The 15,684-nt window shown below is 51.5% G+C and carries 17 protein-coding genes; 2 read left to right on the top strand and 15 right to left on the bottom strand.

Annotated elements, in window-relative coordinates; all coding sequences use genetic code 11:
- A partial coding sequence (locus HN413_10550; protein MBT3390841.1) for an NAD(P)-binding protein occupies nucleotides 1-476 on the bottom strand: 476 nt, incomplete at its 3' end.
- Between the two features lie 297 nt (nucleotides 477-773).
- Here HN413_10550 and HN413_10555 point away from each other — a divergent pair.
- Nucleotides 774-1,256 carry a hypothetical protein gene (locus tag HN413_10555; protein ID MBT3390842.1) on the top strand — a complete coding sequence of 161 codons (483 nt, stop codon included), beginning with the start codon at nucleotides 774-776 and terminating at the stop codon, nucleotides 1,254-1,256.
- 52 nt (nucleotides 1,257-1,308) lie between these two features.
- On the opposite strand, the gene HN413_10560 is transcribed toward HN413_10555, so the two are convergent.
- The 14 genes from HN413_10560 to HN413_10625 all read right to left on the bottom strand — a co-directional run bounded on the left by HN413_10560 (nucleotide 1,309) and on the right by HN413_10625 (nucleotide 14,338).
- The gene (locus tag HN413_10560; GenBank protein MBT3390843.1) at nucleotides 1,309-1,677 is read right to left on the bottom strand and encodes a c-type cytochrome; all 369 of its coding nucleotides are present in this window, start codon (nucleotides 1,675-1,677) and stop codon (nucleotides 1,309-1,311) included.
- Nucleotides 1,678-1,825: 148 nt separating this feature from the next.
- Nucleotides 1,826-4,183 (bottom strand): hydrogenase iron-sulfur subunit, encoded by a 2,358-nt coding sequence (locus HN413_10565; GenBank protein ID MBT3390844.1) that lies wholly within the window; start codon nucleotides 4,181-4,183, stop codon nucleotides 1,826-1,828.
- A 104-nt stretch (nucleotides 4,184-4,287) separates the two neighbouring features.
- Nucleotides 4,288-4,830, bottom strand: coding sequence for a hypothetical protein (locus HN413_10570; GenBank protein MBT3390845.1), 543 nt, complete (start codon nucleotides 4,828-4,830; stop codon nucleotides 4,288-4,290).
- An 83-nt stretch (nucleotides 4,831-4,913) separates the two neighbouring features.
- Complete coding sequence (locus HN413_10575; protein MBT3390846.1) at nucleotides 4,914-6,566, bottom strand: b(o/a)3-type cytochrome-c oxidase subunit 1; 1,653 nt, start codon at nucleotides 6,564-6,566, stop codon at nucleotides 4,914-4,916.
- A 21-nt stretch (nucleotides 6,567-6,587) separates the two neighbouring features.
- Nucleotides 6,588-7,076, bottom strand: a complete 489-nt coding sequence (locus HN413_10580; protein MBT3390847.1) for a cytochrome C oxidase subunit II — start codon at nucleotides 7,074-7,076, stop codon at nucleotides 6,588-6,590.
- Nucleotides 7,077-7,080: 4 nt separating this feature from the next.
- Nucleotides 7,081-7,215 (bottom strand): cytochrome c oxidase subunit 2A, encoded by a 135-nt coding sequence (locus tag HN413_10585; GenBank protein MBT3390848.1) that lies wholly within the window; start codon nucleotides 7,213-7,215, stop codon nucleotides 7,081-7,083.
- A 43-nt stretch (nucleotides 7,216-7,258) separates the two neighbouring features.
- Nucleotides 7,259-7,810 carry an SCO family protein gene (locus HN413_10590; protein MBT3390849.1) on the bottom strand — a complete coding sequence of 184 codons (552 nt, stop codon included), beginning with the start codon at nucleotides 7,808-7,810 and terminating at the stop codon, nucleotides 7,259-7,261.
- A 151-nt stretch (nucleotides 7,811-7,961) separates the two neighbouring features.
- Nucleotides 7,962-8,897: a protoheme IX farnesyltransferase gene (gene cyoE / locus HN413_10595; protein ID MBT3390850.1), complete on the bottom strand. Its 936-nt coding sequence runs from the start codon at nucleotides 8,895-8,897 to the stop codon at nucleotides 7,962-7,964.
- Between the two features lie 21 nt (nucleotides 8,898-8,918).
- Nucleotides 8,919-9,518 (bottom strand): SCO family protein, encoded by a 600-nt coding sequence (locus HN413_10600; protein MBT3390851.1) that lies wholly within the window; start codon nucleotides 9,516-9,518, stop codon nucleotides 8,919-8,921.
- A complete protein-coding gene (locus HN413_10605; protein ID MBT3390852.1) occupies nucleotides 9,518-10,435 on the bottom strand; it encodes a heme A synthase in 918 nt (305 codons plus the stop codon). Before HN413_10605 ends, HN413_10600 begins: the two co-directional genes overlap by 1 nt.
- Before the next feature lie 70 nt (nucleotides 10,436-10,505).
- On the bottom strand, nucleotides 10,506-11,180 hold the full coding sequence (locus HN413_10610; GenBank protein MBT3390853.1) for an SCO family protein: 675 nt from the start codon (nucleotides 11,178-11,180) through the stop codon (nucleotides 10,506-10,508).
- Nucleotides 11,180-11,545, bottom strand: coding sequence for a hypothetical protein (locus HN413_10615; protein MBT3390854.1), 366 nt, complete (start codon nucleotides 11,543-11,545; stop codon nucleotides 11,180-11,182). The genes HN413_10610 and HN413_10615 overlap by 1 nt, the downstream gene beginning before the upstream one ends.
- Before the next feature lie 244 nt (nucleotides 11,546-11,789).
- Nucleotides 11,790-12,452 carry a response regulator transcription factor gene (locus HN413_10620; GenBank protein ID MBT3390855.1) on the bottom strand — a complete coding sequence of 221 codons (663 nt, stop codon included), beginning with the start codon at nucleotides 12,450-12,452 and terminating at the stop codon, nucleotides 11,790-11,792.
- Nucleotides 12,449-14,338 (bottom strand): GAF domain-containing protein, encoded by a 1,890-nt coding sequence (locus tag HN413_10625; GenBank protein MBT3390856.1) that lies wholly within the window; start codon nucleotides 14,336-14,338, stop codon nucleotides 12,449-12,451. The genes HN413_10620 and HN413_10625 overlap by 4 nt, the downstream gene beginning before the upstream one ends.
- Nucleotides 14,339-14,520: 182 nt before the next feature.
- Here HN413_10625 and HN413_10630 point away from each other — a divergent pair, with 182 nt between their 5' ends.
- The gene (locus HN413_10630) at nucleotides 14,521-15,624 is read left to right on the top strand and encodes a L,D-transpeptidase (GenBank protein MBT3390857.1); all 1,104 of its coding nucleotides are present in this window, start codon (nucleotides 14,521-14,523) and stop codon (nucleotides 15,622-15,624) included.
- The last annotated feature ends 60 nt before the right edge of the window (nucleotides 15,625-15,684 follow it).

Consider the following 15,684-nt stretch of genomic DNA (forward strand, 5'->3'; position numbering starts at 1 on the left):
TCCAGTATGGCCTGAATTTCGAGGTCCATGGCTTCCATATCGAAGCGATAGACCTGAATGCCATACCGCATCATGCCGCCGGTTTTTGGCCCAGCTTCGTAAATGGTGACTTTGTGCCCCAACAGCGCCAGGTCATGCGCTACAGTTAATCCCGCGGGGCCAGCGCCAATGACTGCAACCTTTCCGGTTTTGCGGTTTTCTTGCGTGCCAATGCGTTGTAGCTCCTGGCGTGACCAGCGCACCGGCGAATAGAGCTGCGGCGCGCCCGTGCCAGGGAGATCGTGGCAGGAGCTGGTTTTTTTGTTGATGTTGGCTGAAAATACAGTGATTCCGGTGTTGAGTTCAATGCTCTCGACGGGTAACACGTCGGAAACTTCGATGCGCCCTGGCAGGCGATGCCCGGCTTCGGGGCCGTAGCGTTCGGTGAGCACCCGTTTGATGGGTCGAATCGAAATGGGTTTTAGATCCGGGCCAATATCGCCGCGCCGACATGCGACCTCACAGGGTGCGCCGCAGACGCGCCCACATACTGTGGAGAGCGGGTTTGGGTCGTGGGAAATTTCAAAACCCAATTCCAGTTCACCGCGCGCCATCGCGGTCACATAACCGCGTGCATCGGTGTTTACGGGGCAGGCAGCCTGGCACTTGACCGATTCGCGCCAGTCATCGACAGAGGGTATTTTGACCTGGTATTTGAAATCACTCATAAAAAATGCTCCTCTCAGTGGCTTATGCTACAATAGAACCGATTTCTGGCTCTGTTCATAGCCGTTATGGATGAAGCTCGGCCTCTTGGAAAATTAATTAATTTGGAGATCAGTTCAATGTACAAAAAGGTATTAATATTCGTTCTTGCAATGATGTTGGTTGCCCTTGCGGGGTGTAGTGCAAAAGAGAAGGGGGTACCAACAACTGCCGATGCGCCTCCCGACGCTGTTCCTGATCTTGTCGGAATTTATGTTGTCAATGGCGTTGATCCGCTAGGGACAGAGTATGGTGGTCATCTTACAATCCGGGCAGGAGAAAAGGAGCATGAATATCTCTTGCAATGGATTATCGTAGGCGGTATACAAGAAGGTATCGGTATGCTGGAAGGAAACCAGCTTTTAGTTGAGTGGCGTGCCATCGAGGGAGTTACCGGAAAAACCCAGGGGACTGCAATATACACGGTAACGCTTGGCAGAGAGCTTTACGGCACTCGATTGGTTGAAGGCCATTCGGGAGTTGGCGAAGAAATTGCCTTTCCAAACGACTGAACCGATAAAGTTCCCGGTACAAAAAGCACCGGGAACTTTATTATTAAATGACTTACTTGAGGGTTAACAGATAGGCCACCAGTTGGTCAACCTGTTCGTCGGTCAATTCATCACTCCAAACGGGGGGCATGGTGTCGGAGGGGAAACCCTCAACCAGAACCGCGTTGGGGTCCAAAATGGACTCGCGGAGTGTGGCGGCATCGGAGCGTGAGCCAACGCCAGCCAGGGAAGGACCAACGATAACCGTGTCGGCATCCAGTGAATGGCAAGTGATGCAGCCGGGTTGCGCGCCAATGATTTGCTCAGCGAAGAGCTTTTCGCCAGCCGCAGCCGGATCATCAGATGCGCCACCGCCACCACAAGCGGCCAATACTAGGGCCAGTGCCAAAACAAAAGCGACGATCAAGAAATGTTTTTTCATACGATTCTCCTTAGATATATAGAATGGTAAGTTTCTGTGAACAATATTACTATTATTCGCCGGGGGATATTATAGCAGGGCTTCTTCTTGCCCGGGTAAACATTTTGCAAAAAATAGCGCCCTGTACTGTTGTACAGGGTTTCGTGCGCTATTTGAAGGTCAGCATAAATGCGACCAGATCATCAATTTGCTGGTCAGTCAGGTTGTCGCCGAGATTCATGGTTTGTCCAACCGGGTAACCTTCAACGACATAAGCTCCAGGATCTGTGATCGATGTGCGTAAATATTCTTCTGCACTCATGCCTGGAACGCGTTCCGCGGCGCGTGTAGCAACGCCATAGAAGGAAGGCCCAACCAGAACAACATCTTTTTCAAGTGCATGGCAGATACGGCAGCCCGAATTTACGCCCAGCAATGTTTCCAGATAGAGGCGTTCTCCGGCGGCAGCGTCGCCGCCAATTGAGGCATCGCTGTATTCAAAGGTCAGAATTTCACTGGTTTTGAAGCTTGTGGTTTCGTCTAGTAACACCAAAGGCTGAATCTGTTCGGGGCGGTCGTACAGGCTCAAGCGTAAGTGATGTTCACCTGGCGTTACGGCAACTTGTTCAAAAACGATGGAACTGGGCTTTTTCCCGCGCAGGGGATAGGCATTATCAAAAATGACTTCCTGGTCAACTTCCAGCACCAGACGGCTGGGAAGCGTTAAGCCTGGTTCATAATCTTCGATGGTACTGATGCCTGTGATCGGATGCCCGCTGGTGTGGTTGAGTATGATTTCGATTACCGCGCCGGACTGTGGGGCAGAGGGCATGGGAATATTGCTCAATGCGACTTGAACGCTGAGAACAAGAGCCATCAGAATCACAGCGGGAATAAAATGGCTCCATTTGGTCTTTTCAAATACAGCGCCGTAGGCTGTGGCTGCAGTTTGGTGTGAGTTGGATTGGAGGGCCGACTTGAATTCGTTCGGGGTCAGCCAATCGGTTGTGATTGGGGCATTGGCAAAGGCTGATTTAAGTTTGGGCAGCCTTAGGCGGGATACACGTTCCTGCAACCAGAGATTGCCTTCACGATTGGCGCAATCTTCGGGCGGACAGCCCACCACCTGGGCCTCGTCTGCGCCTGCTTCCAGGGTTTGTGTTATCAGGTTGGGGTGCAGCATCCCAACACAGGTTAACGGTACAACCTGAATATCCATTCCATCCGCAGATGTTTGGGGCAATGAGCCGGAGTTGTATTGTGCGTGGCGTTCACAAGTAAATATCACTTTGAGCGGGTTTTCGGTTTTTTGCGCGGCCCGCGCGATGGTTTCTTGCCATAGGGGTTCGGGGGGAATTTCGCCCAGAGTGAGAGCAAATTCGGGGCAACTGCCAATGCAAATGCCACAAGCTACACACAAAGCGGGGTTGATTTCCGCAATAAATTTGGGACGCCCACCCTGACGGTCTTTCATTGCGATAGCCGTGTAGGGGCAGTCAGCTTCGCACAGGGTGCAGCCGGTGCAGCGCTCGGTGCTAACTTTTATGGGAGGCAGGGGCTTGCGCCATAGCAGCCAGGGGGTCGCGTTGATGGCGATCAAAGCCAGCAAAATTCCGCCCCAAAAGATGCCCGGCGAAATTTGAAGCGCGGCAGGTAAATAGAACAAGTAGAAAGGATCAAATGTAATTTCGCCGGGGAGTTGAGCAGGGTTTGCGGGGGGTAGCAGCCCAATGGGAATGATGAGTGCTATTGCCATCAACAACCCAATGGATGCAAATGTCCAATAGCGCGGCGGCATGATTTTGGGACGGCTGAGGCGTTTGATGTGGAAATACCAGAAACCTAAACCCAGGAAAATCGATAAGAGCAAGTGAATAACGAATAAGAACAGCATGAACAACCAGCCTGAACCGGCTTGCGCCCCGACTACAAAACTGGTCAGAAAAGCAACTCCCCCTGAGGCGTTTTCCAGCATATCGACCAGTGTTTGGGTAATGATCTGAGCGCGTACATCCCAGAGCATCCAGTAGCCGGTCACGCCGATCGCCCAGATGAAAACTGTGGTGACTACACCCGAGACCCAAGCCAACCAACGCGGGCCGCGGAAGCGATCCTGGAAGAAAGTGCGCCAACCGTGCAACAGCGCTGTGATCAGGGCTGCATCGGAAGCGTAACGATGTATGGCGCGCATCCAGCGATTGAAGAAATTGGCTTCGAGTTTAGCAATCGCTGCATACGATGCGTCAAAGCCAAACTGATAGAACATGGTCAGGTAAACGCCAGTAAAGAGAATGACGACCAACAGGGCGACAGTCAGGGTGCCAGTGTGATAGAAAGGATTGAATTCTGGACGGATGACCAGCTTGCTGATGGGAGCTTCGAAGATCAGCGAGACGCGCTCCATGAGATTGAGGAATCGCCGGACGAGATTGTTTTGCCGGGTTTTCCAATCTACGCTGGGGTTAAGCGCTAAAAGCCGCTGGATGAAGTTCTTTTTCTGACGATCCGGTTTTTGCTGAGTAGTCATTGAGTTCGCTTCGTTTTTGTAGCCATTCAGTTCGAGAACGAAATTTCCGAAGAAGGTGTGTGCCTAATGAACACACCTTCTTCGGCCTCACCTAAATTGAGTAGTTAATTGTTTTTCTTGGTAAACCAGGGAATGCCCATACGTGAGAGCACATCTGATTTCGTCAGTTGATAGGAAATTACACCGCCAATATGGGCGAGAAAGAAAAGAATGTAAAATTTCGAACCAATATCGTGGACGGCAACCGGGACAAGTTCGTGATTGATCGCATCCGGGGTCAGTCCAATCGGGGGCAAGGTAACGCCGCTCAGAAGCAACATTCCGATGCCGCTAAAAGCCAACAGGAATAAGAATAGATAGAGCACAACGTGCACGCCGCGAAAAATAAATTGGCGGCCTTTGCTCATTCCGACAGGAATTGCGGGGCGCGCATCGAAGAGAATCCAGATCACGCGCAAGAGGGTCAAAAATGAAAGAATAAATCCGATAGTAGTGTGCGACTGGTAGAGTTTGGCTTGTAACGCGCCTTCCGCTTGATGGGTCATGTAGAGGCCCATGAATAGTAGCGTCAGGATCAGAAGGGTGCTGATCCAGTGCAATGCCTGAGCAATGCGACCATAGGTGGTAGGTGTATTTTTTTGTGTCATTAGTTTTGGAAATAGAACGTGGATCTACGCAGATATTCAGTAAATCCACGTTCTATCGTATTAAAGTTCAAACAGAGATTTATTTACCAAACGCGCCCGCCAGGAGCGTTGAGTGAGATATTACTGATTTGGTCAATCAACTGCGGGCCATAAGCCACAATCAGCAGTACGACTGTGCCCACCAGCCAGGGAACCCACTTGTCAAGCCATTCGGGGGTGTCTTGCGGGTCTTGTTCGGATTCAGCCAACGGAATCTCAACATCAGCCGCTTCAGCTTTCTTCGACCAGGCCGTGCGGGCCAACAGAATGATGTAGGTATAGATGCCGAAGAACATGATCGTGCCGCCGATACCAACGCGCAACAGGTGACCGCTCCACTCTTCGGGGATATAGGGAGCCAGCCCCAGCGGAGTACGACGCGGAGCACCGAGCAGGCCGACAACGTGCATGGCGTTCGAGAAGATCACCATACCAACAAACCACAGCCCGTTGGCCCAGTTGGCAGCTTTTTCACTCATCAATTTCTTGCCAGTTACATAGGGAACCAGCCAGTAGCTGATGCCCATGAACGACATGGTGACGGCTGAAGCTACTGTCAGGTGGAAGTGGCCTGGAACCCAGGCGGTGTTGTGCAGCACCAGGTTGACGTTATACGAAGCATTCGCCAAACCACCGATGCCGCCGAAGAAGAACAGGATGCCGGCGAGTAACTGGGCATTAACCGAAGGATTGCTCCAGGGCAGGGTGCGGAGCCAGCCAAAGAGACCTTTGCCGCCACGGGCACGCCCAGCTTTTTCCAGGGATGCAACCACGGTGAAGGCGGTCATCATCGAGGGCAGGAAAACCGAATAGGTCAGGATGGCATGCAGGAATTTCCAGCCAGCGGGAACGCCAGGGTCTACATACTGGTGATGGAAACCCAACGGCACCGAGAGCAGCAGGAACAGCCAGAAAGCGAAGCGCGCCAGCGAGTCGCTGAAGAGCTTGCCGCCAACCTGCTTGGGCAGGAAAGCATACCAGGAAAGGTAAGCTGGAAGCAGCCAGAAGTAAACCAATGGGTGGCCGGTGAACCAGAAATAGGTGCGGGCCAACTGTGGGTCGGTGCCTTCAATCAGGCCGAGCGACCAGGGCAAGAGCATGGTCAGGATTTCGGTAGCCACACCGAGTGTAGCAATCTGCCACATCGCCATTGTGATCACAGAACCCAGCGCAGCAAGTGGGCTGCGCACGCCAGGATTTTCCTTGCGCCAGGCGGCGAAGGTAGCCATCATGCCCCAACCTTCAATCCAGCTTCCTACTACGACCAGGGTCAAGCCCAGATAGAAAGCCCAGTTGGCTTTCATGGGCGGGTAGAAGGTGTAGAGTACCGAAGCTTCATCCAGCAGCAAGGGGATTGCCGCAGTGACAAGGCCGACAACCATCGTCCAGAAACCGACTGCGTTCAGTTTAGGGTATTTCAGCGGGCGTTCCAGGCCTTTGGTTACTGCCAAGGTCAAAAATCCGGTGATGAAGAAGGTTGTATATACCAGAGCGTTGAGCACGCCGTGCAGGGTGAGGCCCTGATAGTACGATTTGAAGACGGGTTTCAGATACGGGTAAAGATCAAGCCCGGAATGTTCCAGCGCCTGCAGCGGCCCGAAAAGGGCGCCGACGGAAAGCGCTGCAACGGCAAAAAAGACATGCCAACCGACAAATTTTTTCTCGGCAGCGGAAAGTTCATAAGTATTTGTAGACATAGTGCCTCCTAAGATATCCAATTACGGTTCAACGTGCAGCGTGCCGAACATGGCCGCGTGCCCCGAACCGCAATACTCGGTGCAGATATAGTCATAATCGCCCGGTTTATCGAAGGTAATAGTTAACTTCGATACCTGACCCGGCACAACCTGGACGTTCAGATTGGTTTCTTGCAGTTTGAAGCCGTGTTGTACGTCTTTGCTGGTGATATAGAAAGTTATCTCAGAGTCAACCGGTACGGTCATTTCGCGTGGCAAAAAAGACCAGGTTTGCGCCAAAATATAGGCTTCGTATTTTCCGGGAGACAGCTCGCGCAAACCGGGATCGGCCCACGGGCCTGAATCGGCTACAGTGCGCGGGTCTACGCGCTGCTCGGGGCTGGGAACCTGGATGCCAAAGGCAAATCCGGCTACGCTAATGGCTACCGCAAATGACACCAACAGCACAATGCTGATGATGATCCAATTGCGTTCATACGGATCAATGTGCATGGAAGGTTTAGATGTCATATGATCACACTCCTACGGTCATTCCTCGCGAAAGCAGAATTAGAAAAACTGAGCCCCAAAGCAGGATTAGGGTCAATACAAAAATAAACAGTATTGCCATCGTCCCTTTTGGTTTGAACTCCTGATTGTTTTCACTCATATCTCTTCTCCTTGTATGATATATGTGAATTTTGATGGATAAATTACCGGTCTTGCCAAATAATTTCGATATCGCTGTTTATGTCAACGGCGCTCATATTTAGCGGATACACAGATCGCCAATAGCCTTGTGCATCAATGAGAAAAATCAACGGATTGCTCTCTACAAAATCGTTCTGAGTATATCCAAAATAAACATCATAGCTGTGAGCAATATCCGTCACATCTCGCAAGTTGCCAGAAACAGCCACAAAATCAGTATCAAAAGCGTGGACGAATTCAGCAAAGCTTTGAATACTTTCTCGCCCCGGGTTAAGATTGACCACTATTACTTCTATCGAATGGTCTTTACCGTTCGCTCCGCTTTTCACCTGAGCGAGTTTGCTCATCAGTGTGGCGCTTCGTGGACATTTCTGGCAACTAAACGCCAGGAGAACTGGCTGTCCTCGATATTCGTACAAAGTAATATTCTGGTCATCTTCTGCCAGCAAGTTGAAATCAACAGCCGGGATGGACGGATTGAGCATTGCGCCTCGCAGTATTTGTGGAGGGCGCAACGCTTTGCCAATGGCGTAAGCCGCTAGGGCCAGAACCAATCCCAGTGCTATTCCTAATAAGCCTAACCAGATTGGGTTTGCAAATCGAGAGCGCTGTGAATTTCTCATATTTTCAAGGTGCGATTGTGATAGACCTTCGTGGGGGATAATGCTGAAAAATTGCGGTTATTCTTCACCTCCTGTAGCTTGATTACAACCAGATAAGATCGATAATGGCTAATAAAAGCAGGATTCCCAAATACATATTGGAAAACTTGAATAAGGAAAATGCCATTTTGGGGGATGGATCGCGGTAAAGCCGGTAGGTCAACATCCCGAGGCGGATTGTGGCTAATAAGCTGGGGAGCAAGTAAAGCAAACCCATATTGGGGTGGCTTGCCAGGACAATGGCGATAATGCCCGTCCCGAAGGTGTGAACCGCCACCCAGCCCGCGGCCTGTTTACCCGAAATATGAACCGGCAGCATCGGAAAGCCAGCATTGGCATAATCTTTCTGATAAGCCATTGCCAGGCTCCAGAAATGAACCGGTGTCCACAAAAAGAGCAATCCGGCCAATGCCAGTGTACTTGGCTCGTTCCACGCGCCAGCGGCTGCACCCCCGCTTAACACCGCACAACTGCCCGCCGCGCCGCCAATGACAATATTGACAACACTGCGAGGTTTTAACCACAAGGTATAGATTCCCACGTAGATAGCCGCGCCCAGTGCATTGAAAAAGGCCAGTGCCGGGTTAAAAATCGCCGCTCCGAACACTCCCATAGCAATCATCACCACGCTGGTGAGTAACACAGCATTCGGATTTGTGATCTGCCCGGAAGGAAAGGGCCTCTGGCGGGTGCGTGTCATTTGTGAATCACGCTCGCGTTCCAGATACTGGTTTAACGCCGAGGCTCCGCTGGCTGAAAGACCGCCAGTGATCATCAGAATAAGCAGTTCTTTCCCGCCCGGCCAACCGGCTGCGCCTATCACCGCGCCGCCTGCTGCAGCAATTAGCAATAGCAAAACCACCCGCAGTTTAAATAACTGAATCAGGGTTTGGCCTGCTGCCCCTACATTGGCAAGCATGGTGCGCCACCAATAAGTGGTTACGCTGGAGGGTGTACTCAGGTTGGTCAGGTCGTCCATAATTTACTGTTTAGGATCGATTCACTTAAGCAGATAGGCAATATCTTCAGCAATTTCGGCAGCAGGCGCACCAAAGGGGAAGATCAACTTGAGATGACCATCTCTGTCGATCACCATCACCGTAGCAGTGTGATCAATCAGATAGCCAGTGGCTTCGGTGCCTTCGTGCTTCTCGTAAAAAACACCATAAAGTGTCGCAAGTGAAGCGATTTTTTCTTCGCTGCCGGTGACGCCCAGGAAACTGGGGTAGAAGTGGGATACATATTCATCCAGCTCTTCTACAGAATCTCGCAATGGGTCCACTGAAACCATGATGACTTGCACATCTTCAGCTTGTTTGCCAAGTAGCTCCATTGCACCGCTGACTTCTGCCAGTGTAGCGGGGCAGACATCCGGGCAGAAAGTGTAGCCGAAATAGAGCATAACAATTTGCCCTCGGAAGTCTTCCAGGCTGAGTTCGCCTAAAACCGAATCGAGGGTAAAGTCAGGGGCTTTATCGGGCGATTGCAGCAACGTACCATAAAAAGTGTGTGGGCGCAGTTTGGGGAGACCCCACGCGGCTACGAGTACGATGCCAGCCAGGGTGCCAATGATAAAAATGAGACGAGTAGTTTTCGACATTAGTTTCCGTTCTTTGATTTTTCATTCATGAGCAGTACTAACGCGAGCCAGGTCAGGTCTGCCAGGAAGAGATGAATAATTTGCATCCATACGGGAGCCAAGAGCAACAGATTGACCAGTCCGGCCAGCAATTGAGCGGCGTAGATGGCAATTAGGCCAATGGCCAGTTTACGAACAAATTGGCCCTTCTCTGTCTCCATAATGATGGCCCCGGCCACAAAGGTGATATACAGGCCAACGCCAATGGCGATGAAGGGGTGCAGTACGCGTAGGCGCACGATAAAGTGGGCGGTCGGGGAGAAATCTTGCTGAAGGCCTTCAGCGAGCGAATCGGCGGGGAAGAGGGTGTCGCCCAACGCGGTGACAGCGCCTGCCATGCTCATGATGAGTGTAGCCAGAATGGCAATTGCCAGCGCCCAATGGAATTTATTCCAGCGGGTTGTAGTGCGCGCTTCTTTCGATGACCACCAGGCAGTTAGTGCTATGGCGCCGATCAGCATATGCGTATTGAGCAGGTGTACCCCCATCATAATTACGCGGCCCAGCGACGTATCGCCAGCAACCCAGTGAAAGATAACCAGACTGGCTCCGGCCAGCGATTCTGTAATCATCAGAATCATGGCCCATTTCGCTGCCAGGCGCACACTGGATTTTTCTTGATAAATGCGGCGCGCCCAAATGAACATGCCCAGGACGAGCAAAAATGCAAGTCCGCTGGAGATGCGATGAGCAAACTCGATAATCGTGTCTATGCGTGGCGCGCGGGGAAGTACGTCTCCGTTGCACAGCGGCCAATGGCTGCCGCAGCCAGCTCCGGAGCCGGTTGCGCGCACATACGCGCCCCACAAGATGACAATCAAATTGTAGGCCAGCACTCCCCAGGTATATTTGGAAAACTTGCTGAGATTTTTTGTCAAGGCTTACAACTCCTGAGCATCGTATTCCACCGCAGAACGCTGGAACCAAAAAAACTTGGTGTCGACAGACCTAAGGCGTGTAGCATAAGAAATAATGTGCCGCCTCGTAGGCCAGGCTGGCGGAACCGGTGCTATTTTGCACTTCATCCGATAAAACCTGGATGTGCCGCAAGATGCGATCGGTATCGGGCACCTGGGTTTGGTAACGATATTCACCACGGACGATGCCCCAGCCGTCAACGAGTACAAATTTGGGGTCAAAGGTAAAAGTTCCGTCTTCGTTTTGCTTATAGTAGGCCTCGAAGCCTGCGCCAATGATCGCCTTGAGCAGGATTTGATCTTCGGTGGTGGCAAATATCCATTGGTCAGGATCAGCTCCGAGCGAGTCCGCGTAGGTTTTTAATTTCTCCGGTGTATCTATTTCCGGGTCAAACGAAATCGTCACAAAAAGTAATTCAATATTGCCGAGATTGATTTCATCCAGACGTGATTGAATTGCCACGATCGTGTCGTTCATATAACCGCATGGCGCTTCGCAGTTGGTGTATGTAAAATTAAAAACAACAAATTTGCCGCGCAGGTCTTCGTTGGTGATGCGCCCGCCATCCTGGGTGATAAGTGCGAAACCGGGAGAAAGCCGGATGCGAGGCACTACCTGTACTGGCTGAAAAATCTTGAATGCCAATGCGGCGATTACGAGCGTGCCGAGCAAGACGTAGAAGCCGATTTGTAAAGCTCGTTTCATTAGGATGCCTCGTCGGGCGAGTCGGTTATTAAGGCGCGTAATAAATCGGGCATCGCCGCGTCGTTGATTTGTTTGCGATTGTGGACGATGATGCGATTGTCTGCGGACGTGAGATAAATGACCTTCAGGTCGCGTTCGCTATTTTCAAGCAGCGGATTGAGTTCAGCTTCGATAAGTTCGTGGTTTTGGTGATCCATGATGATGATGTCAGGCTGCCTTTCTACGATGGCAGTTTTGGCTTCTGCCCAGTTGTTCACCATGCCGATGATTTCAATGTCGGTCTGATCGGTTAGTAAGCGCACTACAACATCTTGTAATAAACCCAATCCAACGAAGAGAACTCTCTTTGGAGCAGCTATGTTCATATTCCGGTGTGATGTTTACCTTGCCGAGCAAGGTGAACGGCGCAAAACATTTGTGCAAAAAAGATTCCCATAGCAGGCGTTCAGGATGCCTTGAGAGAATCGGTTTCAACGCGTGAGGTAAGTTTTCTAAGATTTAGTTTAGCGAAAGATGAGTGGCTTGTCTTGACCCAAATGGGGATGTTTCCCCATGAATATATCCCCCAAATGGGTGATTTTTTGCACGAATGACGGGTTGAACAAAGTATCAGTCGTTTAGCAACCCGTGGCGAATGGCCCAGGCGGCGGCTTCGACGCGCCCACTGAAGCCCAATTTTTCCATAGTATTGCTTAAATGTGATTTTACTGTGTGCGGCGAGATATTCAGTTCTTGCCCGATCTCTTTGTTGCTCAACCCGCGGGCAACCAGTTGCAAGACATCGCGCTCGCGGGCGGTGATCTCTTCGGCAGCCGCTTTTGGATACTTGCCTGGGGTTGATATTTCTGGCGAGATGGCGGTAAACTGATCGACCAACTTTGCGGCCATGCTGGGATTGATGATTGAATCGCCTGCCGCGATACGCCGCACGCCTTCAATCAAATTTTGGCTGGTAGTATTTTTGAGCAGATACCCGCGCGCACCGGCACGCAACGCGCCGAATAAGTCTTCATCATTTTCAGAAACGGTGAGCATGAGGATCTTCGTTTCTGGCAGAATGGCGCGAATCTCTTGAGTAGCTTTAACACCATCCATCACCGGCATGTGCACATCCATAAGAATCACATCGGGGCGATATACTTTGGCCTTTGAAACCGCTTCAGCGCCATTTTGGGCGCAGCCCACGAACTCGATGCCCGGCGCATCTTGCAGAATGCGGGCGATTCCTTCGCGGAATAGGTTGTGATCGTCGGAGAGTAATACTCGAATCATAATGTTTCGATGGGGACGGAAACAGTGATGCGGGTTCCCTGCCCGGGGCTGGTTGCCACTGAGAAACTTCCGCCAATGCCCTCGGCGCGTTCGCGCATCATCGTGAGACCATAACTGCGATATAGGCGCTCGCCTGGGCCGGTGGTGGGGAAGCCCATGCCATCATCTGTGATTACCAATACAATCTGGTTTTCAACCGCGCCCAATGAAACTGTGGCGCGGTTGGCATGAGCATGTTTGCGAATATTAGTCAGGCTTTCTTGCGCAATCCGTAATAATTGTATCGCATATTCTGGTTTGGTCGTCAGATCTTCCGGTTTGGTGGTGAATTCGGTGGTGATGCCTGTCTGGCGGGTGAACTCATCGGTGTAGCCCTTCAAGCGAACGGCCAATTGCCCAGGCTCGTCCAGGCGGATCTGCAGCCCGTCGATGGCTTCGCGCACATCGGCATAAGCGGCATGAATATTCTTACGCAATTCATGAATCTCATCTTTTGCGCTGGCGTTCTGGTTGGCTATAATCATCTGCTCAATTTGCTCGGCTTGCAGATTCAGAAACCCCAGGGTTTGGGCCAGTCCATCGTGGAATTCGCGCGAGAGACGGTGGCGCTCTTTGAGCGCCGCCATTTGTCCGAGCTGGTTGTAAAGCTGTGTGTTGCGGATCGCCAGCGCGATCTGGTGGGCAATGGTAGCCAGCAATTCGGTATGGTGCTGGTTGAGGGTTTTGGGCTGCGAACTGCCCAGGAAGAGCGCTCCGAGAATTTTCCCATCTGTAATTAACGGCGCTGCGGCGGCAGAGCGGAAGGTCGAATTTCCGTTAATATCGGCTTGGATGATGGGTGTGGTGGCATCGAAGGCGCGCTGCGCCATGTGCGCGCCCAGCGCGAAGCGTTCATCGGTGATGGTGTCGCCCAGATTTAGTTGGGCATGGCATACCCATGTTTGGGTATCTTCTTCGTAGATGAAAACGCCCCCTGCTTGTGCATCCCACCCGGAAATGGCAATATTAAGCACCTGGCTGGAGAGTTCAGCAATTGCTGCAGGGTTGTGGGTTGTGGGGATCGTCGCGTTTCGGTGGATATCTTCCTGGTTTCGCGATTGTTGTCCCTCCAGCGCGCCTGAAATCACCGCGCTGAAGATATTAAGTAACCGAATATGTTCATCGGTGGGGGTATTCGTTTCGGGATAGTAGGCTGTAATAATGCTGGAGCGTTTTTTCTCGAGGGTAATTGGCAGGCAAACCAGCGAGGTGATGCCATCTTGCTCCGCCAGGGGTTGCAAGCCCTCAAAGAGCGGGCAATCCTGCTTGATATGGGCGTGCAGCGTATTGCAATTTCGGCAGCGCTCTGAGTCGATGCCGGCATCCATGCGCTGGCGCAGAGCACCGAGATATTTGTCGCTCAATCCCCAGGCCATATCCAGATTCAGGCGTTTATATTGATCAAATGAGACAACCGTGGAAGCCTGTGCTTTGGTAAGTTGCAATGGGGCGCGGGTGGCGAGTTCCAAAATCGTGTGCTGCGAATCAGCGGCCGCGATTTGTTCGCCAATATGATTCAATCTCAATAATTGTTGGTGGCGTTGTTCAAGCGCTTCAAATGCGCCCTGAAGTTGATATTCGGTTTTTGCCCGCTGCGCGGCTGCGTTCGCGATCCAGCTCAAGCCTATCCATGCGGTGAGACTTCCGGTGACGCTATATACCAGAATTTCAATCCAGGGTTGCCAGATGCCGGATACAGGCCGCGCAATACTTCGTACCAACAAACTGTGGATGGTGGCGAGCAAAAACACACCCGGAAAGGCCATCCAGCGGAAGCGGCGTAGCTGAATATAAAGTTCGCCTTCCCATAAATGTCTGAAGCGCTTGAGATAATTTTGTATCGACATACTTGGCTGTAAACAGGTAGAATTAAGATTCAGTTCGATTTTCTGTTGCAGTAAAGATAAGTATACCCGAACTGTCGGATTTAACTCAGGCTAATGTAAGAGTGGTATCCTTATGAGCGTCTGGTGCAGTACTATATTGGATAATTCGTTTAAAAAACAAGTTTCTTACAAAGAGATACAATATGCAAACCACCCATCGACTGACCCGTCGTGATTTTCTAAAAATAGCCGCCGCAGGTGTTGGCGGTATCACCCTGCAACCCTGGCAGCGACTATTCAATCTGCCCGATTTTCCTCAATCTGACAAATTGGGGCGCGTGGTTGCAGATGGCCTGGGCGGGCGCGTCGACATTAAGGCCGCTCCAGATTATGACGCCACAACTGTGAGTTCAGTTTATGAAGATACTGTGGTGCCGTGGTTGCAAGAAAAAGTTGGGCGTTGGCCCTGGCGCAATAATCAGCGTTGGGTAGAAACCCCCGAGGGATTTATCTGGTCTCCTTATTTGCAACCTGTAAAAAATGAACCCGCACAGCCCGTGGACGCCCTGCCTCAAATGGGGGCAGATGTGGGCATGTGGGTTGAAGTCGCAGTTCCTTATGTGGAGGCAAGCATCGCCAACGGCCCGCCGCGCTCCGCCTGGTGGCGTTTTCGAGTTGAAAACGGGCAGCCATACCGCTTCTATTACAGCCAGATTTTGTGGGTCGATCAAATCAAAACCGAAGGCGACGGCAGCATGTGGTATCGCGTGAATGAACGCTACGGCAACCCGGGTGATATTTTCTGGTGCCAGGCAGAGGCTTTCCGTCCGCTGACTCCGGAAGAAGTTGCCCCCATCACCCCTGAAATAACAGACAAGCGCATTGAGGTCGATATAAATTGGAAAGAGCAGCATCTTTCCTGCTATGAAGGCAATTCAGAAGTCTATTTCTGCCGCATTTCATCGGGTAAAGCCGAGGGCGCTACACCGCTCTCCCCAGCAGTTTCATCGGGTTTTATGATCTGGCGCAAACTCTACTCCTTGCATATGGGTGGCAGCACCGCCGCGAGTAGCTGGGATGTGCCTGCCGTCGGCTGGACCTCCCTTTTCCACGGTGATGGGGTTGCCATACACTCGACCTATTGGCATAACAACTATGGTGAACCGATGTCGCATGGCTGCATCAACGCCAGCCCCGATGATGCCAAATGGATCTTCCGCTGGTCAATGCCCGCGGTCTCTTTTGAAACTGGCGACCTTACCCTGCAAGGCGAAGGCGGTACCCGTGTCATCGTCAACGAATGGTAGAAAATTAGTAACTATACAGGTGTAATAGGGATCGGACTGTGGATTTGTTCTGAAAAAACG

The organism is Chloroflexota bacterium (assembly GCA_018648225.1).
Classification (GTDB): Bacteria; Chloroflexota; Anaerolineae; order Anaerolineales; family UBA11858; genus NIOZ-UU35.

Excerpts from the sequence above, each read along its gene's own strand:
- HN413_10555 (MBT3390842.1), top strand. The coding sequence starts at position 774 with ATGGATGAAGCTCGGCCTCTTGGAAAATTAATTAATTTGGAGATCAGT.
- HN413_10560 (MBT3390843.1), bottom strand. The coding sequence starts at position 1,677 with ATGAAAAAACATTTCTTGATCGTCGCTTTTGTTTTGGCACTGGCCCTA.
- HN413_10565 (MBT3390844.1), bottom strand. The coding sequence starts at position 4,183 with ATGACTACTCAGCAAAAACCGGATCGTCAGAAAAAGAACTTCATCCAG.
- HN413_10570 (MBT3390845.1), bottom strand. The coding sequence starts at position 4,830 with ATGACACAAAAAAATACACCTACCACCTATGGTCGCATTGCTCAGGCA.
- HN413_10575 (MBT3390846.1), bottom strand. The coding sequence starts at position 6,566 with ATGTCTACAAATACTTATGAACTTTCCGCTGCCGAGAAAAAATTTGTC.
- HN413_10580 (MBT3390847.1), bottom strand. The coding sequence starts at position 7,076 with ATGACATCTAAACCTTCCATGCACATTGATCCGTATGAACGCAATTGG.
- HN413_10585 (MBT3390848.1), bottom strand. The coding sequence starts at position 7,215 with ATGAGTGAAAACAATCAGGAGTTCAAACCAAAAGGGACGATGGCAATA.
- cyoE (MBT3390850.1), bottom strand. The coding sequence starts at position 8,897 with ATGGACGACCTGACCAACCTGAGTACACCCTCCAGCGTAACCACTTAT.
- HN413_10600 (MBT3390851.1), bottom strand. The coding sequence starts at position 9,518 with ATGTCGAAAACTACTCGTCTCATTTTTATCATTGGCACCCTGGCTGGC.
- HN413_10610 (MBT3390853.1), bottom strand. The coding sequence starts at position 11,180 with ATGAAACGAGCTTTACAAATCGGCTTCTACGTCTTGCTCGGCACGCTC.
- HN413_10615 (MBT3390854.1), bottom strand. The coding sequence starts at position 11,545 with ATGAACATAGCTGCTCCAAAGAGAGTTCTCTTCGTTGGATTGGGTTTA.
- HN413_10620 (MBT3390855.1), bottom strand. The coding sequence starts at position 12,452 with ATGATTCGAGTATTACTCTCCGACGATCACAACCTATTCCGCGAAGGA.
- HN413_10625 (MBT3390856.1), bottom strand. The coding sequence starts at position 14,338 with ATGTCGATACAAAATTATCTCAAGCGCTTCAGACATTTATGGGAAGGC.
- HN413_10630 (MBT3390857.1), top strand. The coding sequence starts at position 14,521 with ATGCAAACCACCCATCGACTGACCCGTCGTGATTTTCTAAAAATAGCC.